This window comes from Kitasatospora herbaricolor (assembly GCF_030813695.1).
GTDB lineage: Bacteria > Actinomycetota > Actinomycetes > Streptomycetales > Streptomycetaceae > Kitasatospora > Kitasatospora herbaricolor.
In genome coordinates, this window is sequence record NZ_JAUSVA010000002.1 from 5,991,033 (window position 1) to 6,012,071 (window position 21,039).

The 21,039-nt window shown below is 73.4% G+C and carries 14 protein-coding genes; 9 read left to right on the forward strand and 5 right to left on the reverse strand.

The genetic code is table 11. The features are described from left to right. The first annotated feature begins 30 nt into the window (after positions 1-30). From ilvN to J2S46_RS26485, 5 genes are all read left to right on the forward strand, one after another. Entirely contained in the window at positions 31-555 is a 525-nt protein-coding gene (ilvN, locus tag J2S46_RS26465; RefSeq protein WP_191289570.1) for an acetolactate synthase small subunit, read from the forward strand. A gap of 129 nt (positions 556-684) precedes the next feature. Next, a complete protein-coding gene (gene ilvC / locus J2S46_RS26470) occupies positions 685-1,683 on the forward strand; it encodes a ketol-acid reductoisomerase (protein ID WP_190214696.1) in 999 nt (332 codons plus the stop codon). 302 nt (positions 1,684-1,985) lie between these two features. Continuing rightward, a complete protein-coding gene (gene serA / locus J2S46_RS26475; protein ID WP_190214719.1) occupies positions 1,986-3,572 on the forward strand; it encodes a phosphoglycerate dehydrogenase in 1,587 nt (528 codons plus the stop codon). 359 nt (positions 3,573-3,931) lie between these two features. Then, positions 3,932-4,105, forward strand: coding sequence for a hypothetical protein (locus J2S46_RS26480; RefSeq protein WP_191289614.1), 174 nt, complete (start codon positions 3,932-3,934; stop codon positions 4,103-4,105). Positions 4,106-4,306: 201 nt separating this feature from the next. Beyond that, positions 4,307-7,699, forward strand: a complete 3,393-nt coding sequence (locus J2S46_RS26485) for a S8 family peptidase (RefSeq protein ID WP_191289571.1) — start codon at positions 4,307-4,309, stop codon at positions 7,697-7,699. A 59-nt stretch (positions 7,700-7,758) separates the two neighbouring features. Here the strand turns inward: J2S46_RS26485 and J2S46_RS26490 are convergent, their stop codons facing one another. Next, on the reverse strand, positions 7,759-10,314 hold the full coding sequence (locus J2S46_RS26490) for a YfhO family protein (RefSeq protein WP_191289572.1): 2,556 nt from the start codon (positions 10,312-10,314) through the stop codon (positions 7,759-7,761). Positions 10,315-10,478: 164 nt separating this feature from the next. Between J2S46_RS26490 and J2S46_RS26495 the strand changes: the two genes are divergently transcribed. The 4 genes from J2S46_RS26495 (at position 10,479) to cimA (ending at position 15,575) form a co-directional block, all read left to right on the forward strand. Further along, the gene (locus tag J2S46_RS26495; RefSeq protein WP_190214692.1) at positions 10,479-11,042 is read left to right on the forward strand and encodes a Uma2 family endonuclease; all 564 of its coding nucleotides are present in this window, start codon (positions 10,479-10,481) and stop codon (positions 11,040-11,042) included. 88 nt (positions 11,043-11,130) lie between these two features. Further along, positions 11,131-12,168, forward strand: a complete 1,038-nt coding sequence (locus J2S46_RS26500; RefSeq protein ID WP_191289573.1) for a 3-isopropylmalate dehydrogenase — start codon at positions 11,131-11,133, stop codon at positions 12,166-12,168. 145 nt (positions 12,169-12,313) lie between these two features. Next, the gene (locus J2S46_RS26505) at positions 12,314-13,426 is read left to right on the forward strand and encodes a branched-chain amino acid aminotransferase (protein ID WP_191289574.1); all 1,113 of its coding nucleotides are present in this window, start codon (positions 12,314-12,316) and stop codon (positions 13,424-13,426) included. A 523-nt stretch (positions 13,427-13,949) separates the two neighbouring features. Then, complete coding sequence (cimA, locus tag J2S46_RS26510) at positions 13,950-15,575, forward strand: citramalate synthase (protein ID WP_191289575.1); 1,626 nt, start codon at positions 13,950-13,952, stop codon at positions 15,573-15,575. A 118-nt stretch (positions 15,576-15,693) separates the two neighbouring features. On the opposite strand, the gene J2S46_RS26515 is transcribed toward cimA, so the two are convergent. From J2S46_RS26515 to J2S46_RS26530, 4 genes are all read right to left on the reverse strand, one after another. Further along, entirely contained in the window at positions 15,694-16,278 is a 585-nt protein-coding gene (locus tag J2S46_RS26515; protein ID WP_073926033.1) for a GTP-binding protein, read from the reverse strand. Next, positions 16,259-16,945 (reverse strand): DUF742 domain-containing protein, encoded by a 687-nt coding sequence (locus J2S46_RS26520; RefSeq protein ID WP_191294938.1) that lies wholly within the window; start codon positions 16,943-16,945, stop codon positions 16,259-16,261. Before J2S46_RS26520 ends, J2S46_RS26515 begins: the two co-directional genes overlap by 20 nt. A gap of 160 nt (positions 16,946-17,105) precedes the next feature. Next, on the reverse strand, positions 17,106-17,519 hold the full coding sequence (locus J2S46_RS26525; RefSeq protein ID WP_073926035.1) for a roadblock/LC7 domain-containing protein: 414 nt from the start codon (positions 17,517-17,519) through the stop codon (positions 17,106-17,108). A 10-nt stretch (positions 17,520-17,529) separates the two neighbouring features. Beyond that, entirely contained in the window at positions 17,530-21,030 is a 3,501-nt protein-coding gene (locus tag J2S46_RS26530) for a sensor histidine kinase (RefSeq protein WP_229913459.1), read from the reverse strand. Between the last annotated feature and the right edge of the window lie 9 nt (positions 21,031-21,039).

Consider the following 21,039-nt stretch of genomic DNA (forward strand, 5'->3'; position numbering starts at 1 on the left):
CCGACCACCAGAACCAGAGAGAGCTACGAAATGTCCAAGCACACCCTCTCCGTCCTGGTCGAGAACAAGCCCGGCGTGCTCGCCCGCATCGCCGCCCTGTTCTCCCGTCGGGGATTCAACATCGACTCCCTCGCGGTCGGCCCGACCGAGCACCCGGACATCTCCCGGATGACCATCGTGGTCAACGTCGAGGACCTCCCGCTGGAGCAGGTCACCAAGCAGCTCAACAAGCTGGTCAACGTGATAAAGATCGTCGAACTCGACCAGTCCGCTGCGATCCAGCGGGAACTGGTCCTGGTGAAGGTCCGCGCCGACAACGACACCCGGTCGCAGATCGTCGAGATCGTCCAGCTGTTCCGCGCCAAGACGGTCGACGTGTCACCCGATGCGGTGACCATCGAGGCCACCGGCAGCTCCGACAAGCTGGAGGCGATGCTCCGGATGCTGGAGCCCTTCGGCATCAAGGAGCTCGTGCAGTCCGGCCTGGTGGCCATCGGGCGCGGCGCCCGTTCGATCACCGACCGCTCGCTGCGCGCCCTCGACCGCAGCGCGTAGTGACGGGCGCTCGCCCCGGCGACGCGACCCGTCTCACCACCTGAAGCAACGCCCCACACCCCCGCCGGGTCCACGTACCGTGGGTACCGCACCACCCGGCATCACCATCACGCAAGGAGATGTGCCCCCGTGGCCGAGCTGTTCTACGAAGACGACGCCGACCTGTCCATCATCCAGGGCCGCAAGGTCGCGGTCATCGGCTACGGCAGCCAGGGCCACGCCCACGCGCTGTCGCTGCGCGACTCGGGCGTGGACGTCCGTGTCGGCCTCCTGGAGGGCTCGAAGTCCCGTGCCAAGGCGGAGGAGGCCGGCCTGCGCGTCGTGTCGCCGTCCGAGGCCGCGGCCGAGGCCGACGTCATCATGATCCTGGTGCCGGACCCCATCCAGGGCGACGTGTACAAGGAGGCCATCGAGCCGAACCTGAAGGCGGGCGACGCCCTCTTCTTCGGCCACGGCCTCAACATCCGCTTCGGCTTCATCACGCCGCCGGCCGACGTCGACGTCTGCATGGTCGCCCCGAAGGGCCCGGGCCACCTGGTCCGCCGCCAGTACGTCGAGGGCCGCGGCGTCCCCGCGATCGTCGCCGTCGAGCAGGACGCCACCGGCAAGGCCTTCGACCTGGCGCTCTCGTACGCCAAGGGCATCGGCGCCACCAAGGCCGGCGTCATCAAGACCACCTTCACCGAGGAGACCGAGACCGACCTGTTCGGTGAGCAGGCCGTCCTCTGCGGTGGCACCGCCGCCCTGGTCAAGGCCGGTTTCGAGACCCTGGTCGAGGCCGGCTACCAGCCGGAGATCGCCTACTTCGAGTGCCTGCACGAGCTGAAGCTCATCGTCGACCTCATGTACGAGGGCGGCCTGGAGAAGATGCGCTGGTCCATCTCGGAGACCGCCGAGTGGGGCGACTACGTCACCGGCCCGCGCATCATCACCGCCGACACCAAGGCCGAGATGAAGAAGGTCCTCGCCGAGATCCAGGACGGCACCTTCGCCAACACCTGGATCGCCGAGTACAAGGCCGGCCTGCCGAAGTACAACGAGTACAAGAACGCCGACTCCGAGCACCTGCTGGAGACCACCGGCAAGAAGCTCCGCAAGCTCATGAGCTGGGTCAAGGAAGAGGCGTAGGCCTCCCGTCGCGCCCGGCGCGCACCCCACGGGGGCGCGCGCCGGGCGCGACGCGCAGCTGCGCCGGGGCAGGCCTGGGCCAGGCCTGCCCCGTCTGTACATCTGGTTGATCCCGTGCGAGTGATTTCGCCGTACGGGAGCAGCCCGGCCCTCCGCCCGTCGATACACTTCCGAGTGCGCGTCAGGCCCACAGCGTCGTGCGTCTATCTACGCGGCATGCCACCTTCCCCCGCTGGTCACGCCACCTTCGTGCCATGGACCGGGGAGAACCGGACAGTTAAGGACACACTGTCGTGAGCACTGTGACTTCCAAAAACGCCGTCGTACTGATCGCCGAAGAGCTGTCGCCCGCCACCGTTGACGCCCTCGGTCCGGATTTCGAGATCCGCCACTGCAACGGCGCGGACCGTACCGAGCTGCTGACCGCCATCGCCGACGTGGACGCGATCCTGATCCGCAGCGCCACCAAGGTGGACGCCGAGGCGCTCGCCGCGGCGAAGAAGCTGAAGGTCGTCGCCCGGGCCGGCGTCGGCCTCGACAACGTCGACGTCTCCGCCGCCACCAAGGCAGGCGTGATGGTCGTCAACGCGCCGACCTCCAACATCGTGACCGCGGCCGAGCTGGCCTGCGGCCTGCTGATCGCCAGCGCCCGGCACATCGCGCCCGCCAACGCCGCTCTCAAGCAGGGCGAGTGGAAGCGCAACAAGTACACCGGTGTCGAGCTCTCCGAGAAGGTGCTCGGTGTCGTCGGCCTCGGCCGGATCGGCGTGCTGGTCGCCCAGCGGATGTCCGCCTTCGGCATGAAGATCGTCGCGTACGACCCCTACATCCAGGCCGCCCGCGCGGCCCAGATGGGCGTCAAGCTGCTGACCCTGGAGGAGCTGCTGGAGGTGTCGGACTTCATCACCGTCCACCTCCCGAAGACCCCCGAGACCATCGGCCTGATCGGCGACGAGGCGCTGCACAAGGTCAAGCCGACCGTGCGCATCGTCAACGCGGCCCGCGGCGGCATCGTGGACGAGGCCGCGCTCGCCAGCGCCCTGCGCGACGGCCGGGTGGCCGGCGCCGGCCTGGACGTGTACGCCAAGGAGCCCTGCACCGACTCCCCGCTGTTCGCCTTCGACAACGTGGTCGCCACCCCGCACCTGGGCGCCTCCACCGACGAGGCGCAGGAGAAGGCCGGCATCGCGGTGGCCAAGTCGGTCCGCCTGGCGCTGGCCGGCGAGCTGGTGCCGGACGCGGTCAACGTCCAGGGCGGCGTGATCGCCGAGGACGTGCGCCCGGGCCTGCCGCTCGCCGAGAAGCTCGGCCGGATCTTCACCGCGCTGGCCGGCGAGGTCGCCGTCCGCCTGGACGTCGAGGTCCGCGGCGAGATCACCCAGCACGACGTCAAGGTGCTCGAACTCTCCGCGCTCAAGGGTGTGTTCGAGGACGTCGTGGCCGAGACGGTCAGCTACGTCAACGCGCCGCTGTTCGCGCAGGAGCGCGGCGTGGAGGTCCGCCTGACGACCAGCAGCGAGAGCCCCGAGCACCGCAACGTCATCACCGTGCGCGGCACGCTCTCCGGCGGCGGCGAGATCGCCATCTCGGGCACGCTGTCCGGCCCGAAGCAGATCCAGAAGATCGTCGGCGTGGACGCCTTCGACGTGGACGTGGCGCTCACCGACCACATGGCCTTCTTCAAGTACGAGGACCGCCCCGGCGTGGTCGGCATCCTCGGCCGTCACCTCGGTGACGCGGGCATCAACATCGCGGGCATGCAGGTCGCCCGTGACGGTGAGGGCGCGCTCGCCTCGATCACCGTCGACAGCCAGATCCCGCAGGAGGTCCTGTCGGCGATCGCGGCCGAGATCGGCGCCAAGTTCGCCCGCTCGGTCGACCTGCGCTGACCCGGCGCCGGCCCTCCGGCCGGCGGCCCGCCGTGGCCCTCCCGTCCTCGTGACGGGAGGGCCACGGCCGTTCAAGGGCCGTTCGGGGCCGTTCCCGGCCGGGCCGGCCCGGAGCCGTACCCCCGGCCCGGGCGGGTGCCGTCTCAGATAGTAGGAAATCCAAGTAGTTGTGCAGACAGCGACGGGTGGGGCGTCGTACCGTGAAAGAGCCATACGGTCAGCCACCCCTGGCTCCTACCTTCCGGTCAGGGCGCGTGGGCCCGTGTGTGCCGTACGCGCTACGGCAGGCGACCCCTGCTCGGCGTACCAACCCTCCCCACCCTCAGCACTTCCACGTGCACTGAACCGAGGAGCCCGGTATGCCCCCCACCGCAGACCTGCTCACCCACCGTGACCACCGCGCCGCCCAGGCGCCCACCCGCCCGGCCACCCGTCGCCGGCGCCGGGCCGAGCCCGACCCCCAGGTCTCCGCCGCCCTGCAGCGGGCGCTCGACCGCCGTGACAACGGCGGCGAGACCGGCCACCTCGGGTAGTCCCGGCCGGCCCCGCTCACCCGGATGGCCTGACGCGTTGTCACTCCGGAGAGTGCAAGTGACCCCCGTACGAGGGAGGTTGCTCGCCCTCCCGGCGCGATGATCGTAATTTGAGGCCTCCGGAGGGGAGATCGACGTCCGCACGGGGCGGACGTCAGCGGCACGCGTGCGGATCAGACCCCCACCGGGGGAGAGGGCCCAGTGCTCAAGCAATCCGTCCGCCGCCCGCTCAGCAGACTGGGCGTCGCCCTGGCCCTGATGGCGGGGCCGGTGGCCGCCCTCGGCGCCCACCCGGCGGCCCTGGCCGGCACCGTGTCCGCCGGCGGCGCGCCCGTCGGCGCACCAACCGGCAGCGCGCCGGCCCGGGCCGCCGGGCAGCTGTCCGCCGGGCAGGTCACCGTCCTGCTGGAACTCGGCACCGAAGCCGCCGCCCCCGCCTGGCAGCGCGCCGCCGCCGTGGCCAGGCGCGCCCTGCGCTCCCCCGAGGCGGTCCGCCAGGAGGCCGCCCGCGCCGGTGCCGGCCAGCGCCGGGAGGCCGTCCGCGCCCTGGACCGGCTGGCCGCCGACGTCCGCGCCGCCGTCCCCGAGGCCCACGAGCTCTACCGGACCGAGGCCCTGCTCACCGGCCTGGCCGTCACCGCGCCGGCCGGCCGGCTGCCCGCCCTGCGCGCGCTGCCCGGCGTCCGGGCCGCCCACCCCGTCGCCCGCAAGGAGCGCGTCAACGCCCACTCCGTCCCGCTCACCGGCGCGCCGTCGGTCTGGGCCGGCGTGCCCGGCGGCTCCGGCGACGCCGACCGCCCCGACACCGGCCAGGGCGTGCGGATCGGCATCATCGACAGCGGCATCGACTACACCCACGCCGACTTCGGCGGCCCCGGCACCGAGGAGGCCTTCCGGGCCGTGGACGGCGCCGCGCCGGCCCCCGCCGGACTCTTCCCCAACCACAAGGTCACCGGCGGCAAGGACCTGGTCGGCGACGACTACGACCCCGACCCCTCCTCCCCGACGTTCCAGCCGCAGCCGCACCCGGACGACAACCCGATCGACTGCGCCCTGAACGGCCACGGCACCCATGTGGCCGGCACCGCGGCCGGCCTCGGCGTGAGCACCGACGGCCGCACCTACACCGGCCCCTACCGGCCGGGACTGGACCCGGCCGGCTTCCGGGTCGGCCCCGGCGCCGCCCCCGGCGCCGAGCTGTACGCGATCCGGGTGTTCGGCTGCGACGGCTCCACCGACCAGCTCACCCAGGCCCTCGACCTGGCCGCCGACCCGGACGGCGACGGCGACCTCACCGACCGCCTGGACGTGGTCAACCTCTCGCTGGGCAGCCGCTTCGGCAACACCGACGACGCCGACTCGATCGCCGCCGACCGCCTCTCCGCGCTCGGCACCGTGGTGGTCGCCTCGGCCGGCAACGAGGGCGACGTCTACGGCATCGGCGGCAGCCCCGGTACCGCCCCGCGCGCGCTCACGGTGGCCGCCTCGGTCGACCCGCACAGCGACGCGGACGGCCTGCGGGTGCTCGCCCCCGACCGCCTGGCCGGCGTCGTCCCGGCGCACTGGAGCTCCCGCTACCAGGACTGGGCGGCCAAGGAGGTCACCGGCGAACTCGCCCTGCCCGTCGACCAGTCGGACGGCTGCACGGCCTTCGACGAGAGCGACCGGGCCCGGCTGGCCGGGCGGATCGCGGTGCTCAGCTGGCAGACCAAGGACTCCGAGCGGGCCTGCGGCTCCGGCCCGCGGGCCGACCACGCGGCCGACGCGGGCGCCATCGGCACGCTGTTCGCCGCCGTCGACGACCACCTCGCCGAGATCGCCGGCAACGACCGGATCCCGGCCGTGCTGCTCGCCCGCGCCGACGGCGAGCGGCTGCGCGCCGCCACCGCCGAGGGCCCCGTCACCGTCCAGCTCGCCACCCCCGGCAACACCCTGCACGGCGTGGTCGGCCAGGAGCAGCCGCAGCGCACCGACACCCTCACCGACTTCACCTCGCGCGGCATCGGCGTCCCCGGGGTGGTGAAGCCCGACCTGGCGGCGCCCGGCGAGACCATCTGGTCGGCGAAGGCCGGAAGCGGCTCCGGCGGCATGCGCGAGGGCGGCACCTCGATGGCGGCCCCGCACGTGGCGGGCCTCGCCGCGCTGGTCCGCTCCGCGCACCCCGGCCTGACCGTCGAGCAGGTCAAGGCCGCGCTGATGAACACCGCCACCGACACCTGGTCCGGCGACGATCACAGCGGCCCGGTGTACGGGCCGGAGCGGACCGGCGCCGGGCGGGCCCGGGTCGACCTCGCCGTCCGCACGCCCGCCGTCGCGTACGCGGCGGGGGAGGGCGCCGTCGAGGGCGCGGTCGGGGTCTCCTTCGGCCCGGTTCCGGTCGGCGGCCCGCTGGAGCTGACCCGTGAGGTCGAGGTCCGCAACGTCTCCGGCGCGCCGCTGGCCTACCGGACCGGCTACCGGGCCGCCACCGAACTGCCCGGTGCCTCCTTCGGCCTGGCGCCCGGGCGGATCACCGTCCCGGCGGGCGGCACCGCCCGGGTCACCGTCACCCTCCGCGTCCCCGGGCAGCTGGGTCGGGTCCCGGACCCGACCGTCGACACCGCCCAGGCCGGGCACGCCCGGAGCTACCGGGGCGAACTCTCCGGCCTGCTGCTGCTCACCCCCGACGACGCGCCCGGGGCCGGCCCGGACGGCCCGCCGGAGCTGCGGGTGCCGCTGTTCGCCGCGCCCCGGGCCGCCTCCGGCCTCAGCGCCGAGGTCCAGGCCCGGCTGCCGCGGACCGGCACCCTGCTGACCCTGGGCGGCACCGCCGCACCCGCCGCCACCGACGGCCTGGTCAGCGCCTTCGCCCTGGCCGGCGAGGGCGAGCGCTGGCCGGACTGCCCGGCCGACGGGATCTGCGTCGACCGCCCGGGCGACCGGTCGGCCGACCTGCGGGCGGCCGGCGCCGCCACCGACGCGCCGGCCGTGGCGGCCGGCCCGGCCGAGCAGCTCGGCCGGGGCATGCTCTACCTGGCCGCGAACTTCTGGGCGCCCGCCGTCACCCCGGTCGGCGTGCACGCCGTCCGGGCCTCGATCGACACCGACGGGGACGGCACCACCGACGTCCTGGTCTCCGCGGACCGGCTGCGCGGCAGCGACGTCCTGGTGGCCCGGGCGCTCGACGCGCGGACCGGCAAGGAGCTGGACGTCCAACCGCTGAACGCCCGCTGGGGCGACACCGACACCGACCTGCTGGACAGCGACACCGTCGTGCTGCCGGTCCGGCTGTCGGTGCTGCCCGGACTCCGCGAGGGCGCCTCGCAGATCCGCTACGGGCTCTGGACCGGCCTCGCCGCGCCCGGACTGCCCGACCCGGCGCAGGCGTACTCCTCGATCGGGCTGGACGGCGACCGGCCGACCGCCGTCCTCGACGTGCTGCACCCGGCGCTGGACGTCCGCAGCGGGATCGGCGGCCCGGCCGCCGCGCTCGCGCCCGAACGGCCCGGCGCGGTGCTGGAGGTCCGCCGGGCCGCCGGTGACCGGACCAGGCTGCTGCTGGTCCACCACCTCAACACGGACGGGCAGCGGGCGCAGATCATCGGCCTCGGCTGAGCCCCCGCCGTCCGCCGGTGCCCGCGGCCCCAGGCCCGGGACCGGCGGACGGCGGTGCCTCAGGCCGGCGGCGAACCGGCCGCGCCGCCGGCCGCCGCGGCCCCGGCCCGGCGGGTCGCCCGGGCCGACCTGGCCGGCCGGCGGCGCGGTACGTGGGTCGCCGCCACCAGTGCGATCACCCCGGCCGAGGCCAGCCCCACCACCAGCCCGGGCGCCAGCCCCGGCTGCCTGAACGAGCAGGTGAGCCGGGAGTCCCCGGCCTTCAGCGGCACGCCGACCAGACCGACCACGGACCGCGGCGCGGTGTACGGCCCGCCGCCCGCCGAGCAGGTCCAGCCCCGGACGGCCGGCACCGACAGCACCGCGGTGCCGGCCGGACCGGCCGGGAGCACCGCGCTGACACTGTGCCCGCCCGCCGTCACCACCGCGCCGCCACCCGCCGCCAGTCGTGCCAGCGTCCCGTCCAGCGCGCCGGCCCGCAGGCAGCCCAGCGGCCTGGCCGGGACCTGGCCGGCGGTGGACGTGCGCAGCAGCACCTCCACCCGGCCGTCGGCCGGCACCGGGCCGAGCACCCGTACCCCCACGGCCGTGTACGGCTGTTCGCCGTCACTGGTGAAGGTGCTGCCGAGCCCCGACACCGTGCCGTGGAACCAGAGGGCGTGGAAGTACGCCGTACTGCCCGGCGGGCAGCTCGCCGCCAGGACGGTGCCGGCCTGGCCCGGCGGGGTGGCCGGCACCGACCAGCCGCTGCTGCCGTGCGGTACGGCGGGCGGCCCGCCGGCCGGCACCGGGACGGGTACCTCGTAGAGCGGCCCGCCCAGCACGGTCTCCCGCCGGGTCCAGACCGAGCCGGTGTCGCCCGGGCCGGGCGGGCGCACCGTGACCAGTGGCGGGGCCGGCGCGTGGGCCACCGTGAAACCGTCCGGGGCCGGGCCGTCCACGAGGTACGTCCGGACGCCGAACAGCGCCCGGCCGACCGGGTCGTCCGGGCTCAGGGTGTGCCGGCCCGAGTCGGTCCAGCCCGCCCCCAGGTCGTGCAGGGTCTGCGCGAGGGCGGCGGGCAACTGGTCGGAGGCGTACCCGCCGCCCTGACCGCCCAGCAGCAGCGGGTCGTTGGCGGTGAACGCGTGCGGACCGGGATCGGCGCGGCCGTCCGGCCAGTCGCCGGCCGCCCGCAGTGCCCGGTAGGCGGCCTCGGCCGGCGCCGTCGCCACCTCGCGCCCGGCCGCTCCGCCCGCCGCGTACGCGGACCAGACGGCGCCGCCCAGCACCCCGGCGGCCAGCGCCAGGGTGATCAGCCCGCTCGCCCGGGGCCGGTCGTGCAGCAGCTCCAGCGCCCACAGCGCGGCCAGCGCGGCCGCGCCGCCGGCCGCCGCCCGCAGCCAGTCCGGGGTGCGCAGCGCGTCCTGGCCGTGGGCGAGCACCGCGAGCAGCAGCACCAGCCCGGCCCCGCCGAGCAGCGGGAGCGGCCCGGGCCGGTGCGAGAGGGAGACCCAGGCGGCCAGCACGAGCAGTCCGCTGACCACGAAGGCCGCCCGGTACGGGCCGGCCACCGGCAGGGCCAGGCCGTGCCAGCGCAGCACCTCGGGCCGCCGGAGCAGGATCAGCGCCGCCAGCGCGGGCAGCACGCACCAGGCGATCCGCTCCCTGGCCCGCACCCGGGGGTTGAACGGCAGGCTCGCCGCCAGCAGCAGCCCGAGCATCCCGACCGCGACGTCCGGCAGTGGCGGAGCGGCCTGCCCGCCGGGCAGCAGCTGGGAGAGCTGGGCGAGCAGGCCGGGGGAGGCGTCGGTCGAGGTGAGCGGCCCGGGCCGGGCGTCCTGCGCGGCGGTGACGGCGACGAACAGCACCGGCGAGGAGACCAGCGCCCCGGCCGCCGTCATGGTCACCGCCCGCCCGGTCACCCGGACCCAGGCCCGCGGCGTGGACCCCGGCAGCAGCGGGGCGCTGGCCACCAGGCGGACCAGCAGCACCAGTCCGGCGGTGAGGGTGGCCGCCACGGCGGTGTGCAGGCTGCCGGCCCAGGCCGCCGCCACGCAGACGGCCCCGGCCGCCCAGCGCCGTTCGTGCAGGCACCAGTCGGCCGCCAGCAGCAGCAGCGGCAGCGCCACCGGCCCCCACATCCACCCCGGGTTCGCGGCGCCGTCGTCCAGCACCCAGGCGCAGAGCGCGTACCCGACCGCGAGCAGGGCCCGCAGCCAGGGCGGTCCGTGGTGCAGCCGGCCCAGGGCGTGGGTCATCAGCGCGGCGGCGGCGGCGATGCTCAGCACGGTGACCAGGAACACGGCCGCGCCGACGTCCGCGCGCGGGAAGAGCCCGACCAGCCAGGAGAAGGGGTTGAGCAGGTAGGCGGCGAGGTCGGGCAGGAACGGCGTGCCGTAGCCGCTGCCCCAGTTGAACAGCAGGTCGCCGGTGGTGTTGCCGTGCAGCAGGTCCCACAGGTGGGCGTGGAACGGGACGGCGATGTCTCCCAGGGCGGCGCGGGCGGGGGCGTGCGGACCGAGCGGGTAGGTCCCGCGGGCGGCCGTCGCCAGGCAGTACGCGCCCGCGGCCAGCACGGCGGCGACCCCGGCCGCGGCGGCCTCCCGGCGGCGAGGGGTGAAGGTCTCGCTCAACGCGCCGTGGTCCGTTCTGCGAGGAATGTCCAGGCCTGATCGGATCGAGCATAGGCGGCGGGCGCGCGCGGCCGGGCCATGCGCTCCCTCGTCGGAGTGGCTTCTTCCGGGCACCTGCCCAGTAGCCTGAGAACACCCGCCAGACTCGCCGCGTGGGAGCAATCATGAGCGCCGAACCGTACCCCGACTGGATCCGCCCGCCGGCCGGCGGCTGGACCGCCGACGACCTCGACCGGCTGCCGGACCTCCCGCCGCACACGCAGCTGATCGACGGGAGCCTGGTGTTCGTGAGTCCTCAGACGAAGTTCCACATGAGGACGATCCGCGCCCTGGAGCGCGCACTGGTGGCGGCGGCCCCCGAGGAGTGGGAGGTGTGGCGGGAGATGACGGTGAAACTGAATGCGCGGAACCGGCCCGAGCCCGATCTCCTCGTGGTGGACGCGCGCTCGGACACCGGGCCGAGGCAGACCTTCTGTCTCGCCGCCGATGTCCTGCTGGCCGTCGAGGTGGTCTCGGAGGAGTCCATGGAGCGGGACCGCGACACCAAGCCCCGCAAGTACGCCGCCGCCGGCATCCCGCACTTCTGGCGGGTGGAGAGCGACGAGGGCCGCCCCGTGGTCTACGTGTACGAGCTGGACCCGGCCACCGGCGGGTACGGCGTGGCGGGGATCCACCACAAGGTGCTGAAGCTGGACCGCCCGTTCCCGGTGGACGTCGAACTCGGCTGACGGGCCGCCCACCTGTGCGGGCGACACGGCGCGTCCGGATAGTGGACATCAGGTGTCAGCCCGTGGACGCCGGAGTAGGGTCCCCTACATGTCTCGCAGCCTTCGTCTCGCAGTGATCCCCGGTGACGGCATCGGCCAGGAAGTGGTGGCCGAAGGCCTCAAGGTCCTGGGTGCCGCCCTCCCCGCGGACGTCAAGGTGGAGGCGACCGAGTACGACCTCGGCGCCCGCCGCTACCACCGCACCGGGGAGACCCTCCCGGACAGCGTGCTGGAGGAGCTCAAGGGCCACGACGCGATCCTGCTCGGCGCCATCGGCGACCCGAGCGTCCCGTCCGGCGTCCTGGAGCGCGGGCTGCTGCTGAAGCTGCGCTTCGCCTTCGACCACCACATCAACCTCCGCCCGGGCAAGCTCTTCCCCGGTGTGAAGTCGCCGCTGGCCGGCGAGCCGGAGATCGACTTCGTCGTCGTCCGCGAGGGCACCGAGGGCCCGTACGTCGGCAACGGCGGCACCCTGCGCACCGGCACCGAGCACGAGGTGGCCACCGAGGTCAGCCTCAACACCGCGTACGGCATCGAGCGCGTGGTGCGCGACGCCTACCGCCGCGCCGACGCCCGCCCGCGCAAGAAGCTGACCCTGGTCCACAAGAACAACGTGCTGGTGCACGCCGGCCACCTGTGGACCCGGATCTTCCAGCAGGTCGGCCAGGAGTTCCCCGAGGTCACCACCGACTACCTGCACGTCGACGCCGCGACGATCTTCTTCGTCACCCAGCCCGAGCGCTTCGACGTGATCGTCACCGACAACCTGTTCGGCGACATCCTCACCGACCTGGCCGCCGCCGTCACCGGCGGCATCGGCCTGGCGGCGAGCGGCAACATCAACCCGTCCGGCGACTTCCCGTCGATGTTCGAGCCCGTGCACGGCTCGGCGCCGGACATCGCCGGCCAGGGCAAGGCCGACCCGACCGCCACCGTGCTGTCCGTCGCCATGCTGCTGGAGCACCTCGGCTTCACCGCCGAGGCGGCCAAGGTCGAGGCCGCCGTGGCCGCCGACCTGGCCGAGCGCACCGGCGTCCGCTCCACCTCGCAGGTCGGCGACGCGCTCGTCGCCCGAGTATCCGGCTGACGGGCCGGCGACACCTTCACAGCTGGTTTGCCAGCTGTTCGGCACGGCCCTCTAGATGCGACTATCAACAGTGGGCCGTGCCGTGGTGTGTTCGAACACCGGCGGGCAGGGCCCTGACCAACCCCACGGTGAAGGACAGACAGCCATGAGCACGCCCACCCAGGCGCCCATCACGTTCGACCTCAAGCCCTCCGCCCACCCGCTGGACGACGCGGAGCGAGCGGCCCGGCTGGCCAACCCCGGTTTCGGCCGGGTCTTCACCGACCACATGGTCACCATCCGCTGGACCGAGGGCCGGGGCTGGCACGACGCCCAGCTGACGCCGTACGCGCCGCTGGAGATCGACCCGGCGAACATGACGCTGCACTACGGGCAGGCGATCTTCGAGGGCCTCAAGGCGTACCGCCAGGCCGACGGCTCCATCGCCACCTTCCGGCCGACCGCCAACGCCGAGCGCTTCCAGGCCTCCGCCCGCCGGCTCGCGATGCCCGAGCTGCCGGTCGAGGCCTTCGTCGAGGCCGTCGAGCTGCTCGTCCAGCAGGACCAGGCGTGGGTCCCGAACGAGCCCGAGCAGAGCCTGTACCTGCGGCCGTTCATGTTCGCCACCGAGGTCGGCCTGGGTGTCCGGCCCGCGAACGAGTACCTCTTCATGATCATCGCCTCGCCGGCCGGCGCCTACTTCCCCGGCGGCGTCAAGCCCGTCTCCGTCTGGCTCTCCGAGGAGTACGTCCGGGCGGCCCCCGGCGGCACCGGCACCGCCAAGTGCGCCGGCAACTACGCCGCCTCGCTGATCGCCCAGGCCCAGGCCGCCGAGAAGGGCTGCGACCAGGTCGTCTGGCTCGACGCCGCCGAGCACCGGTGGATCGAGGAGATGGGCGGGATGAACCTGTACTTCGTCTTCGGCGAGGGCAAGGACGCGAAGATCGTCACCCCCGAGCTGTCCGGCGCGCTGCTCCCCGGCATCACCCGTGACTCGCTGCTCGCGATGGCCGCCGACCTCGGCTACGCCGTCGAGGAGCGCCGGATCTCCACCGACGAGTGGAAGCAGGGCAACGCCGACGGCACCCTGACCGAGGTCTTCGCCTGCGGCACCGCCGCGGTCATCACCCCGGTCGGTTCGGTCAAGTCGGCCCGCGCCGACTGGACGGTCGGCGCCGGCGAGCCCGGCCCGATCACCCTGGAGCTGCGCAAGGCGCTGCTCGCCGTCCAGGGCGGCCAGGCGCCGGACACCCACGGCTGGCTGCACAGGATCGTCTGATCCTCGTGCCGGGCGCCCCGCCACGGCGGGGCGCCCGGCTGGGTACCCTCGAAGCGTTCCGTCCGCTGAGCCGCTGGAGCCGCCGGAACCCTTCGGATTCGCTCTGCGGACCGACCGGCTGCACTGAGCCGGCGAAGAGTCCGTCCCGGATGGCGAGACACCGCAGCCGCATCCTGGATGCTGTGCCAGACTGCGAACGTGTCCTCGCTCGCGCTCATTATTAGCAGCAGGCGCGCCGGTCCACAGTGACCGCTCCGCAGTACCCCTTCGCGGAGCGACCTGGTGTCAGACCCGCGCGCAGACCTCTCGCACCCGCGAGGGGTCTTTTGTTTTGCCCCGCAGGCCCCACCCCCGGCCCGCGGGACAGGATCCGGAGCTCCCGGGGCCCCCACCAGGGGCCGTCCGGTCCTCCGGGTGGTGCGCGGGCATGGTGGACAGTGGAGCCAGACATCCGGCAACAGCAGTTCCCCTCCCGCCCGGCTCCGGGCGGGAGGGGCCCAGCCCGAACGGAGAGACCAGGGCCATGACCGAGGCCAGCAGCGATTCCCACGACAGCTTCCACGTCTTCGACACCACCCTGCGCGACGGCGCGCAGCGCGAGGGCATCAACCTCACGGTGGCCGACAAGCTGAACATCGCCCGGTACCTGGACGAGTTCGGCGTCGGGTTCATCGAGGGCGGCTGGCCCGGTGCCAACCCCCGGGACACCGAGTTCTTCGCCCGCGCCGCCGCCGAGCTGGACCTCCAGCACGCGCAGCTGGTCGCCTTCGGCGCCACCCGCCGGGCCGGCGGCAGCGCCGCCGACGACCCGCAGCTGGCCGCCCTGGTCAACTCGGGCGCGCCGGTCGTCACCCTGGTCGCCAAGTCGCACGACCGGCACGTCGAGCTGGCCCTGCGCACCACGCTGGACGAGAACCTGGCGATGGTCCGGGACAGCGTGTCCTACCTGCGCTCGCAGGGCCGCCGGGTGTTCATCGACTGCGAGCACTTCTTCGACGGCTACAAGGCCAACCGCGACTACGCGCTCGCCGTGGTGCGCGCCGCGCACGACGCCGGCGCCGACGTGGTGGTGCTCTGCGACACCAACGGCGGGATGCTGCCGGCCGGGGTGCACGAGATCGTCGCCGACGTGCTGGCCAGCACCGGGGCGCGGCTCGGCATCCACGCCCAGGACGACACCGGCTGCGCGGTCGCCAACTCGCTGGCCGCGGTGGACGCCGGCGCCACCCACGTGCAGTGCACCGCCAACGGCTACGGCGAGCGGGTCGGCAACGCCAACCTCTTCCCGGTGGTCGGCGCGCTGGAGATCAAGTACGGCATGAAGGTGCTGCCGGAGGGCCGGCTCGCCGAGATGACCCGGATCTCGCACGCCATCGCCGAGGTGGTCAACCTGGCGCCCTCGACCCACCAGCCGTACGTCGGCGTCTCGGCCTTCGCGCACAAGGCCGGTCTGCACGCCTCCGCCATCAAGGTGGACCCGGACCTCTACCAGCACATCGACCCCGAGCGGGTCGGCAACACCATGCGGATGCTGGTCTCCGACATGGCCGGGCGGGCCTCGGTCGAGCTGAAGGGCAAGGAGCTGGGCTACGACCTCTCCGCCGACCGCGACCTGGTCGGCCGGGTGGTGGCCAAGGTCAAGGAGCAGGAGAACCTCGGCTACACCTACGAGGCCGCGGACGCCTCCTTCGAGCTGCTGCTGCGCGACGAGGCGCGCGGCGGCCGGGAGCGCTTCTTCACCCTGGAGTCCTGGCGGACGATCAGCGAGCAGCAGTCCGGCAACGGCAACGGCGGGGGCGAGAGCGCCGGCAACGAGGCCACCGTGAAGCTCTGGGCGAAGGGCGAGCGCCGGATCGCGACCGGCGAGGGCAACGGCCCGGTCGACGCCCTGGACCGGGCCCTGCGCGCGGCGCTCGAAGGGATCTACCCGCAGCTCGCCAAGATGGAGCTGGTGGACTACAAGGTGCGGATCCTGGAGGGCCAGCACGGTACCGGCTCCAAGACCCGGGTGCTGATCGAGTCCACCGACGGCACCACGACCTGGTCCACGGTGGGGGTCGCGGACAACGTGATCGCCGCCTCCTGGCGGGCACTGGAGGACGCCTACACCTACGGTCTGATCCGGGCGGGGCTCGACCCGCAGGGGTGAGCGCCGCCCGGAGGACCGGGCCGCGGCCCGCGCCCGGCCGGGCCCGCGGACGATCGGAAAGTGGCCCACGGACCGGGTAGGTCCGTGGGCCACGTCGCGTCCAGGCCCTGCCCGGTGCTCAGCGGAGCCGGGCGAGGAGGGCGTGTTCGACGAGGGTGATGAGGGCGCTTTTGGCGCTGTCGCGTCGGCGGGCGTCGAGGGCGATGACGGGGGTGTCGGGGCCGAGTTGGAGTGCTTCGCGGACTTCGTCGGGGGTGTGGGGCTGGTGTCCTTCGAAGCCGTTGAGTGCGACGACGAAGGGCAGGCCGCTGTTCTCGAAGTAGTCGAGTGCGGGGAAGCAGTCGGCGAGGCGGCGGGTGTCGACGAGGACGACGGCGCCGATGGCGCCGCGGACGAGGTCGTCCCACATGAACCAGAAGCGGTCCTGGCCGGGGGTGCCGAAGAGGTAGAGGATGAGGTCTTCGTCGAGGGTGATTCGGCCGAAGTCCATGGCGACGGTGGTGGTCGTCTTGCCCGCGGTGTGGGTGAGGTCGTCGATGCCGGCGCTGGCGCTGGTCATGACGGCTTCGGTGCGCAGGGGGTTGATCTCGGAGACGGCGCCGACGAGGGTGGTCTTGCCGACGCCGAAGCCGCCGGCGACGACGATCTTCGCGGAGGTGGTGGCGCGGGTCGCGGCGGCCGCGTTAGAGCTTGCGAAGTCCACTGAGGACCCTTTCGAGCAGCGTGACGTCGGGCTGGTTTCCGGATTCGCCGCCGGAAGCGGGCTGGTGGATGGCCACGAGGCCGGCCTCGGCGAGGTCGGCGACCAGGATGCGGGCCACTCCCAGGGGCAGGGAGAGCAGCGCCGACACCTCGGCGACGGACTTGACCTCCGTGCACAGGGAGCAGATCCGCTGGTGCTCGGGGAGCAGGGTGGCCAGGCGCTGCGGGTCGACACTCGCGGAGACCAGTGCCTCCAGGGCGAGTTCGTACCGGGGCCGGGTGCGTCCGCCGGTCATCGCGAACGGACGGATCAGCGGACCGGAGTCCTCTTCGTCCTCGAACTCCTCGACGTGACCGGGGCTTTCGGGCGCGGGGTAGGCGCCGGGCCGGCGCTCGTACGGCTGCTGGCCGTACTCCTGCCCGTACTGCCGCTGGTCGTACTGGCGTTCTTCCTGCGGGCGGCCGAACTGGTCCTGCTGGTACGGCTGCTGACCGTAGCTCTGGCCGAACTGGTCCTGCTGGTAAGGCTGCTGACCGTACTCCTGGCCGGGCTGCTGGTGCCGGCCGTACTGCTGGCCGTGGCCGACGCCAGGGGCTCCGAAGGCGTCGTGGCCGGTGCCTGGGTACGGAACGCCGTACTGGCCGCTATGGTCGTCGGGCGGGTTCACGGATCCTCTCCTCACAAGGTGCGGCGGTGCGTTGCGAGCCCCGGACGAGTCCGGGGCCGGTGGTGCGAAGGCCGTACAACGTCCGAACCCGAGCCCGCTGACGCGGGCCCGGGACGGGCGCAGAGGTGCTTCGAATACCAGGACGGTATCCGACGATCCGTCAGTGCAGGAGACTGCCCTGGAGTTCGGCGCGCAGCGCGGGGGTCAGGACGGCGCCGGCGCGGTCGACGAGGAGTGCCATCTCGTATCCGACGAGGCCGATGTCGGAGTCGGGGGAGGCGAGGACGGCGAGGGAGGACCCGTCGCTGACGGCCATCAGGAAGAGGAAGCCCCGTTCCATCTCGACGACGGTCTGGTTGACCTCGCCGCCCTCGAAGATGCGGGAGGCGCCGGAGGTAAGGGAGGTGAGGCCGGATGCGACGGCGGCGAGCTGGTCGGCGCGGTCACGGGGGAAGCCTTCGGACATGGCGAGCAGAAGCCCGTCGGCGGAGACCACCACTGTGTGGGACACCCCGGGGGTGTTGTCCACGAAATTGGTGATCAGCCAGTTCAGGTTCTGTGCGGCCTGGCTCATCTGACTCAACTCAACGCTCCTGGTGGTTCGAGCCGCCGAAGAGATCGGTGCTGCGGTTCTGCTGTCCGTTGCCGGACCGGTCGGTCTGGTCGGGGTCGATCCGGAAGCTGCCGGTGTTACCGGAGCCACTCGTCGCGCTGCGGCCCTGCTCCACGCCGCGGCGCAGGTTCGTCAGCCGGCCACGAACCTCCTCCGGCGTACGGGAGACCTGCGGGCCGTCCTGCGGGGTCGGCTTGGCATTGCCGGCCACCAGGTTCTGCTTGGGCACCCGGCGCGGCAGCCCGGAGGGCGTCACCCCGCCGGCGGCCGGCTCGCGCAGCTGTTCGGCGCGCTGCCAGTCACCGTCGTTGGCGGACTGCCAGGACGGGTTCGGCTGGCCGGTGGGGCCGGTGGGGCCGTACCCGCCGAGCGCCGACACCTCGTGGCCGCGCGGCTCGGGGTCCACCGTGGCCTCCTTGGCACCGGTGAACCAGTTCGGCTTGTCGCCGGCGTCCTGGTCGCCGATCGCGCGGGCACCGAGGCCCGCGCCGCCGCCGGCCAGCTGCTGGCCCGGGCGGCGCTGCGGCAGCCCGGAGGCGAGTGTCGGGGCCGGTGCGGCCGGGGCGGCCGGCGGCAGGGCGGCGGGCTCCGGCGCGTACGGGTGGCCGGCGGCCTCCTCGCGCGCCTGCCGGACGTCGTCCAGGTAGGAGTCGCCGCGGTAGCCGTCGAACTCCTGCTGGCCGTACTGGTCGTCCTGGCCGCCGTACTGCTGGCCGTAGCCGTCGCCCTGGTAGCCGCCGTCGTAGCCGGCCTCGGCGTACTGCTGGCCGTACTGCTGCTGGCCGTACTGGTCGCCCTGGTAGCCGTCGCCCTGGTACCCGTCGTAGCCCCCGTCGCCGTAGGCCTGGCCGGTCTGCACCGGGCGGCCGTACGGGTCCTGGTCGTACGCCTGGCCGCCCTGGAAGGGCTCCTCGGCGTACGGGGCGGCGTACTCCTGCTGCTGGTAGTCCTCGGAGGACGTCCCGTAGGGCGCCTCCTCGATCTCGGCCTCCACCGGCTCGGCGGCGCTCGGGCCGGCCTCCAGGGCCGCGCGGCGGGCCTGGTCGAGCCGCTGCGAGCGCTGCACGGCCTCCAGGGCCGGGCTGAAGCCGCTGGCGCCGCCCCGGCCGGTCAGGTGGTCGTCGAAGCCGAGTTCGGCGGCGCTGCGGGTGCTCTGGAGTTCCGCGGACCACGCCTCCTGGCCGGGCTCCTGGTCGGCGAAGATCCGCGAGACGGTGAACTGCTCCTCGGGCTCCGCCGGTGCGTTCATCTCGGTCAGGTGCTGCGGGAGCATCACCAGCGAGGTGGTGCCCGCGGACTCGCCGGACGGACGCAGCTGGACCCGGATGTCGTGGCGCTGCGAGAGGCGGCCGACCACGAACAGGCCCATGCGGCGGGAGATGGTGGCGTCGACGGTGGGCGGCTCGGCCAGCTTCTCGTTGATCTCGGCGAAGTCCTCGGCGGTGAGGCCGATGCCCTTGTCGTGGATCTCGACCAGCACCCGGCCGTCCGGCAGGCGGGTGGCGTTGACCAGCACCCGGGTCTGCGGGCTGGAGAACGAGGTGGCGTTCTCCAGCAGCTCGGCGAGCAGGTGGACGAGGTCGGTCACCGCGGCGCCGATGACCTCGGCCTCCGGGATGCCGGCCAGCTCGACACGCTCGTACTGCTCCACCTCGGAGGAGGCGGCGCGGAGCACGTCGACCAGCGGCACCGGGGTGTTCCAGCGGCGGCCGGCCTCCTCGCCCGCGAGGACGAGCAGGTTCTCACCGTTGCGGCGCATACGGGTCGCGAGGTGGTCCAGCTTGAAGAGGTTCTCCAGCTGGTCCGGGTCGGCCTCGTTGTTCTCCAGGTCGGTGATCAGCGCCAGCTGGCGCTGGATGAGGCCCTGGCTGCGGCGCGACAGGTTGGTGAAGATCGCGTTGACGTTCCCTCGGAGCAGGGCCTGCTCGGCGGCCAGCGAGACCGCCTGCCGGTGCACCTGGTCGAAGGCGCGGGCGACCTCGCCGATCTCGTCCTTGCCGTGCAGCGGGATCGGCGACACCGAGGTGTCCACCCGGTCCGGGTCGGTCTTGGAGAGCCTCTCGACCAGGTCCGGCAGGCGGTGGTTGGCGATCTCCAGCGCGGCGCTGTTCAGGGTGCGCATGCCGAGGATCATCGAGCGGGCGATGAACCCGGTGAGCAGACCGGCCAGGGCCAGTGCGGCGATCACGATGACCGAGTTGAGCAGGGCGTCGGTCTGGGCGCGCGACTTGAGGTTCGCGGCGTCGGCGACGACCTGGTCGAGCAGCTGGTTCTCGGTGGCCTGCAGGCTGGCCATGTGGGTGCTGGTGGCCTGCTCCCAGCGCTTGGGCTCCAGGCCCGCGGCGACGGCCTCGGCGATGGCCGCGTCGGCGGCGGCCTTGCCCTTGCTCTGGCCCTCGGCGGCGTTCTGGCTGTAGGCCATGCCGATGGCGAGCAGGCCGGGGACGGTCGGCGCGCTGCCGTTGGGCATCCGCAGCGCGGCCCGCTCGTCGGCGTTGGCCTGGGTGACCAGCGCGTCGGCGTAGACCCGGGCGTCCTCGGGGGCGCTGCCGGTGTTGAACTCGGCGATCGAGACCTGCTCCAGCTTCGCCGAGACCAGGAGCTGCTGGATGAGCTCGGTGTTCTCGTAGCGGGTGGTGGAGCCGGCCTGGATGCCGACCAGCAGGTGCAGCATCAGCGCGCGCTGGGTCGAGGCGGAGGCCTTGGCCAGCGAGATGGCGTAGATCGCCCGGCCCTTGCTGGTGACGCTGGAGCTGCCGAAGCCGACCGAGTTGTCGTACGCCATCAGCGGCGCGATCAGGGTCGAGTAGGCGGCCTGCGTCGCGGTGGCGAAGAGCTCGGGCTTGTAGGCGTTGTCGCGCAGGTGGGGCAGCGAGACGAGGAGGCCCTGGAACGCCGCGTCGCGGTGCGCCAGCAGGGCGTCGTCGGAGATCTTGGCGTACGCGTCCTTGTAACCCTTGAGCGCCGCGTCGGTCTTCGCCCGCAGGGCGGGGACCTTGCCCTCGGCGTCCTGGTTCAGCAGGAGCGGTGCCAGCGACTGGTCGCGCTCGTTCTCCAGAGCGTCGGCCAGCTTGGTGGCGGCCCGGGCGAGCTCGGCGGTCTTCACCGCGCGGTCGGCCTTGACGTAGTCGTCGAAGGACGAGTTGACGCGCAGGCCGCCGAAGACGAGGCCGATGACGACGGGGATCAGCAGGATCGCGACCAGGCGGGTGGGCACCCGCCAGTTGCGCGGGGCGAGGAACTCGTACCTCCCGCCGGACTCCTTGGCACTCTCCGGTTCGGGCTCAGGCTTGGCACCCGGCTTGCGCTCGGAAGCGCCCGGCACGGCCGCGGGCCCGACGGGGCCGGCGTTCGGCCGGTCCTCGGTCGGGGTGAACGCGGAGAACCCGGTGGGCTCGGTCGCTCCACCGTTCGGCTCGCTCTGGCGGGGCTCGGAGCGCCGCTGCGGGGTGACTGGCTGCTTACGCCTCACTCGACAACA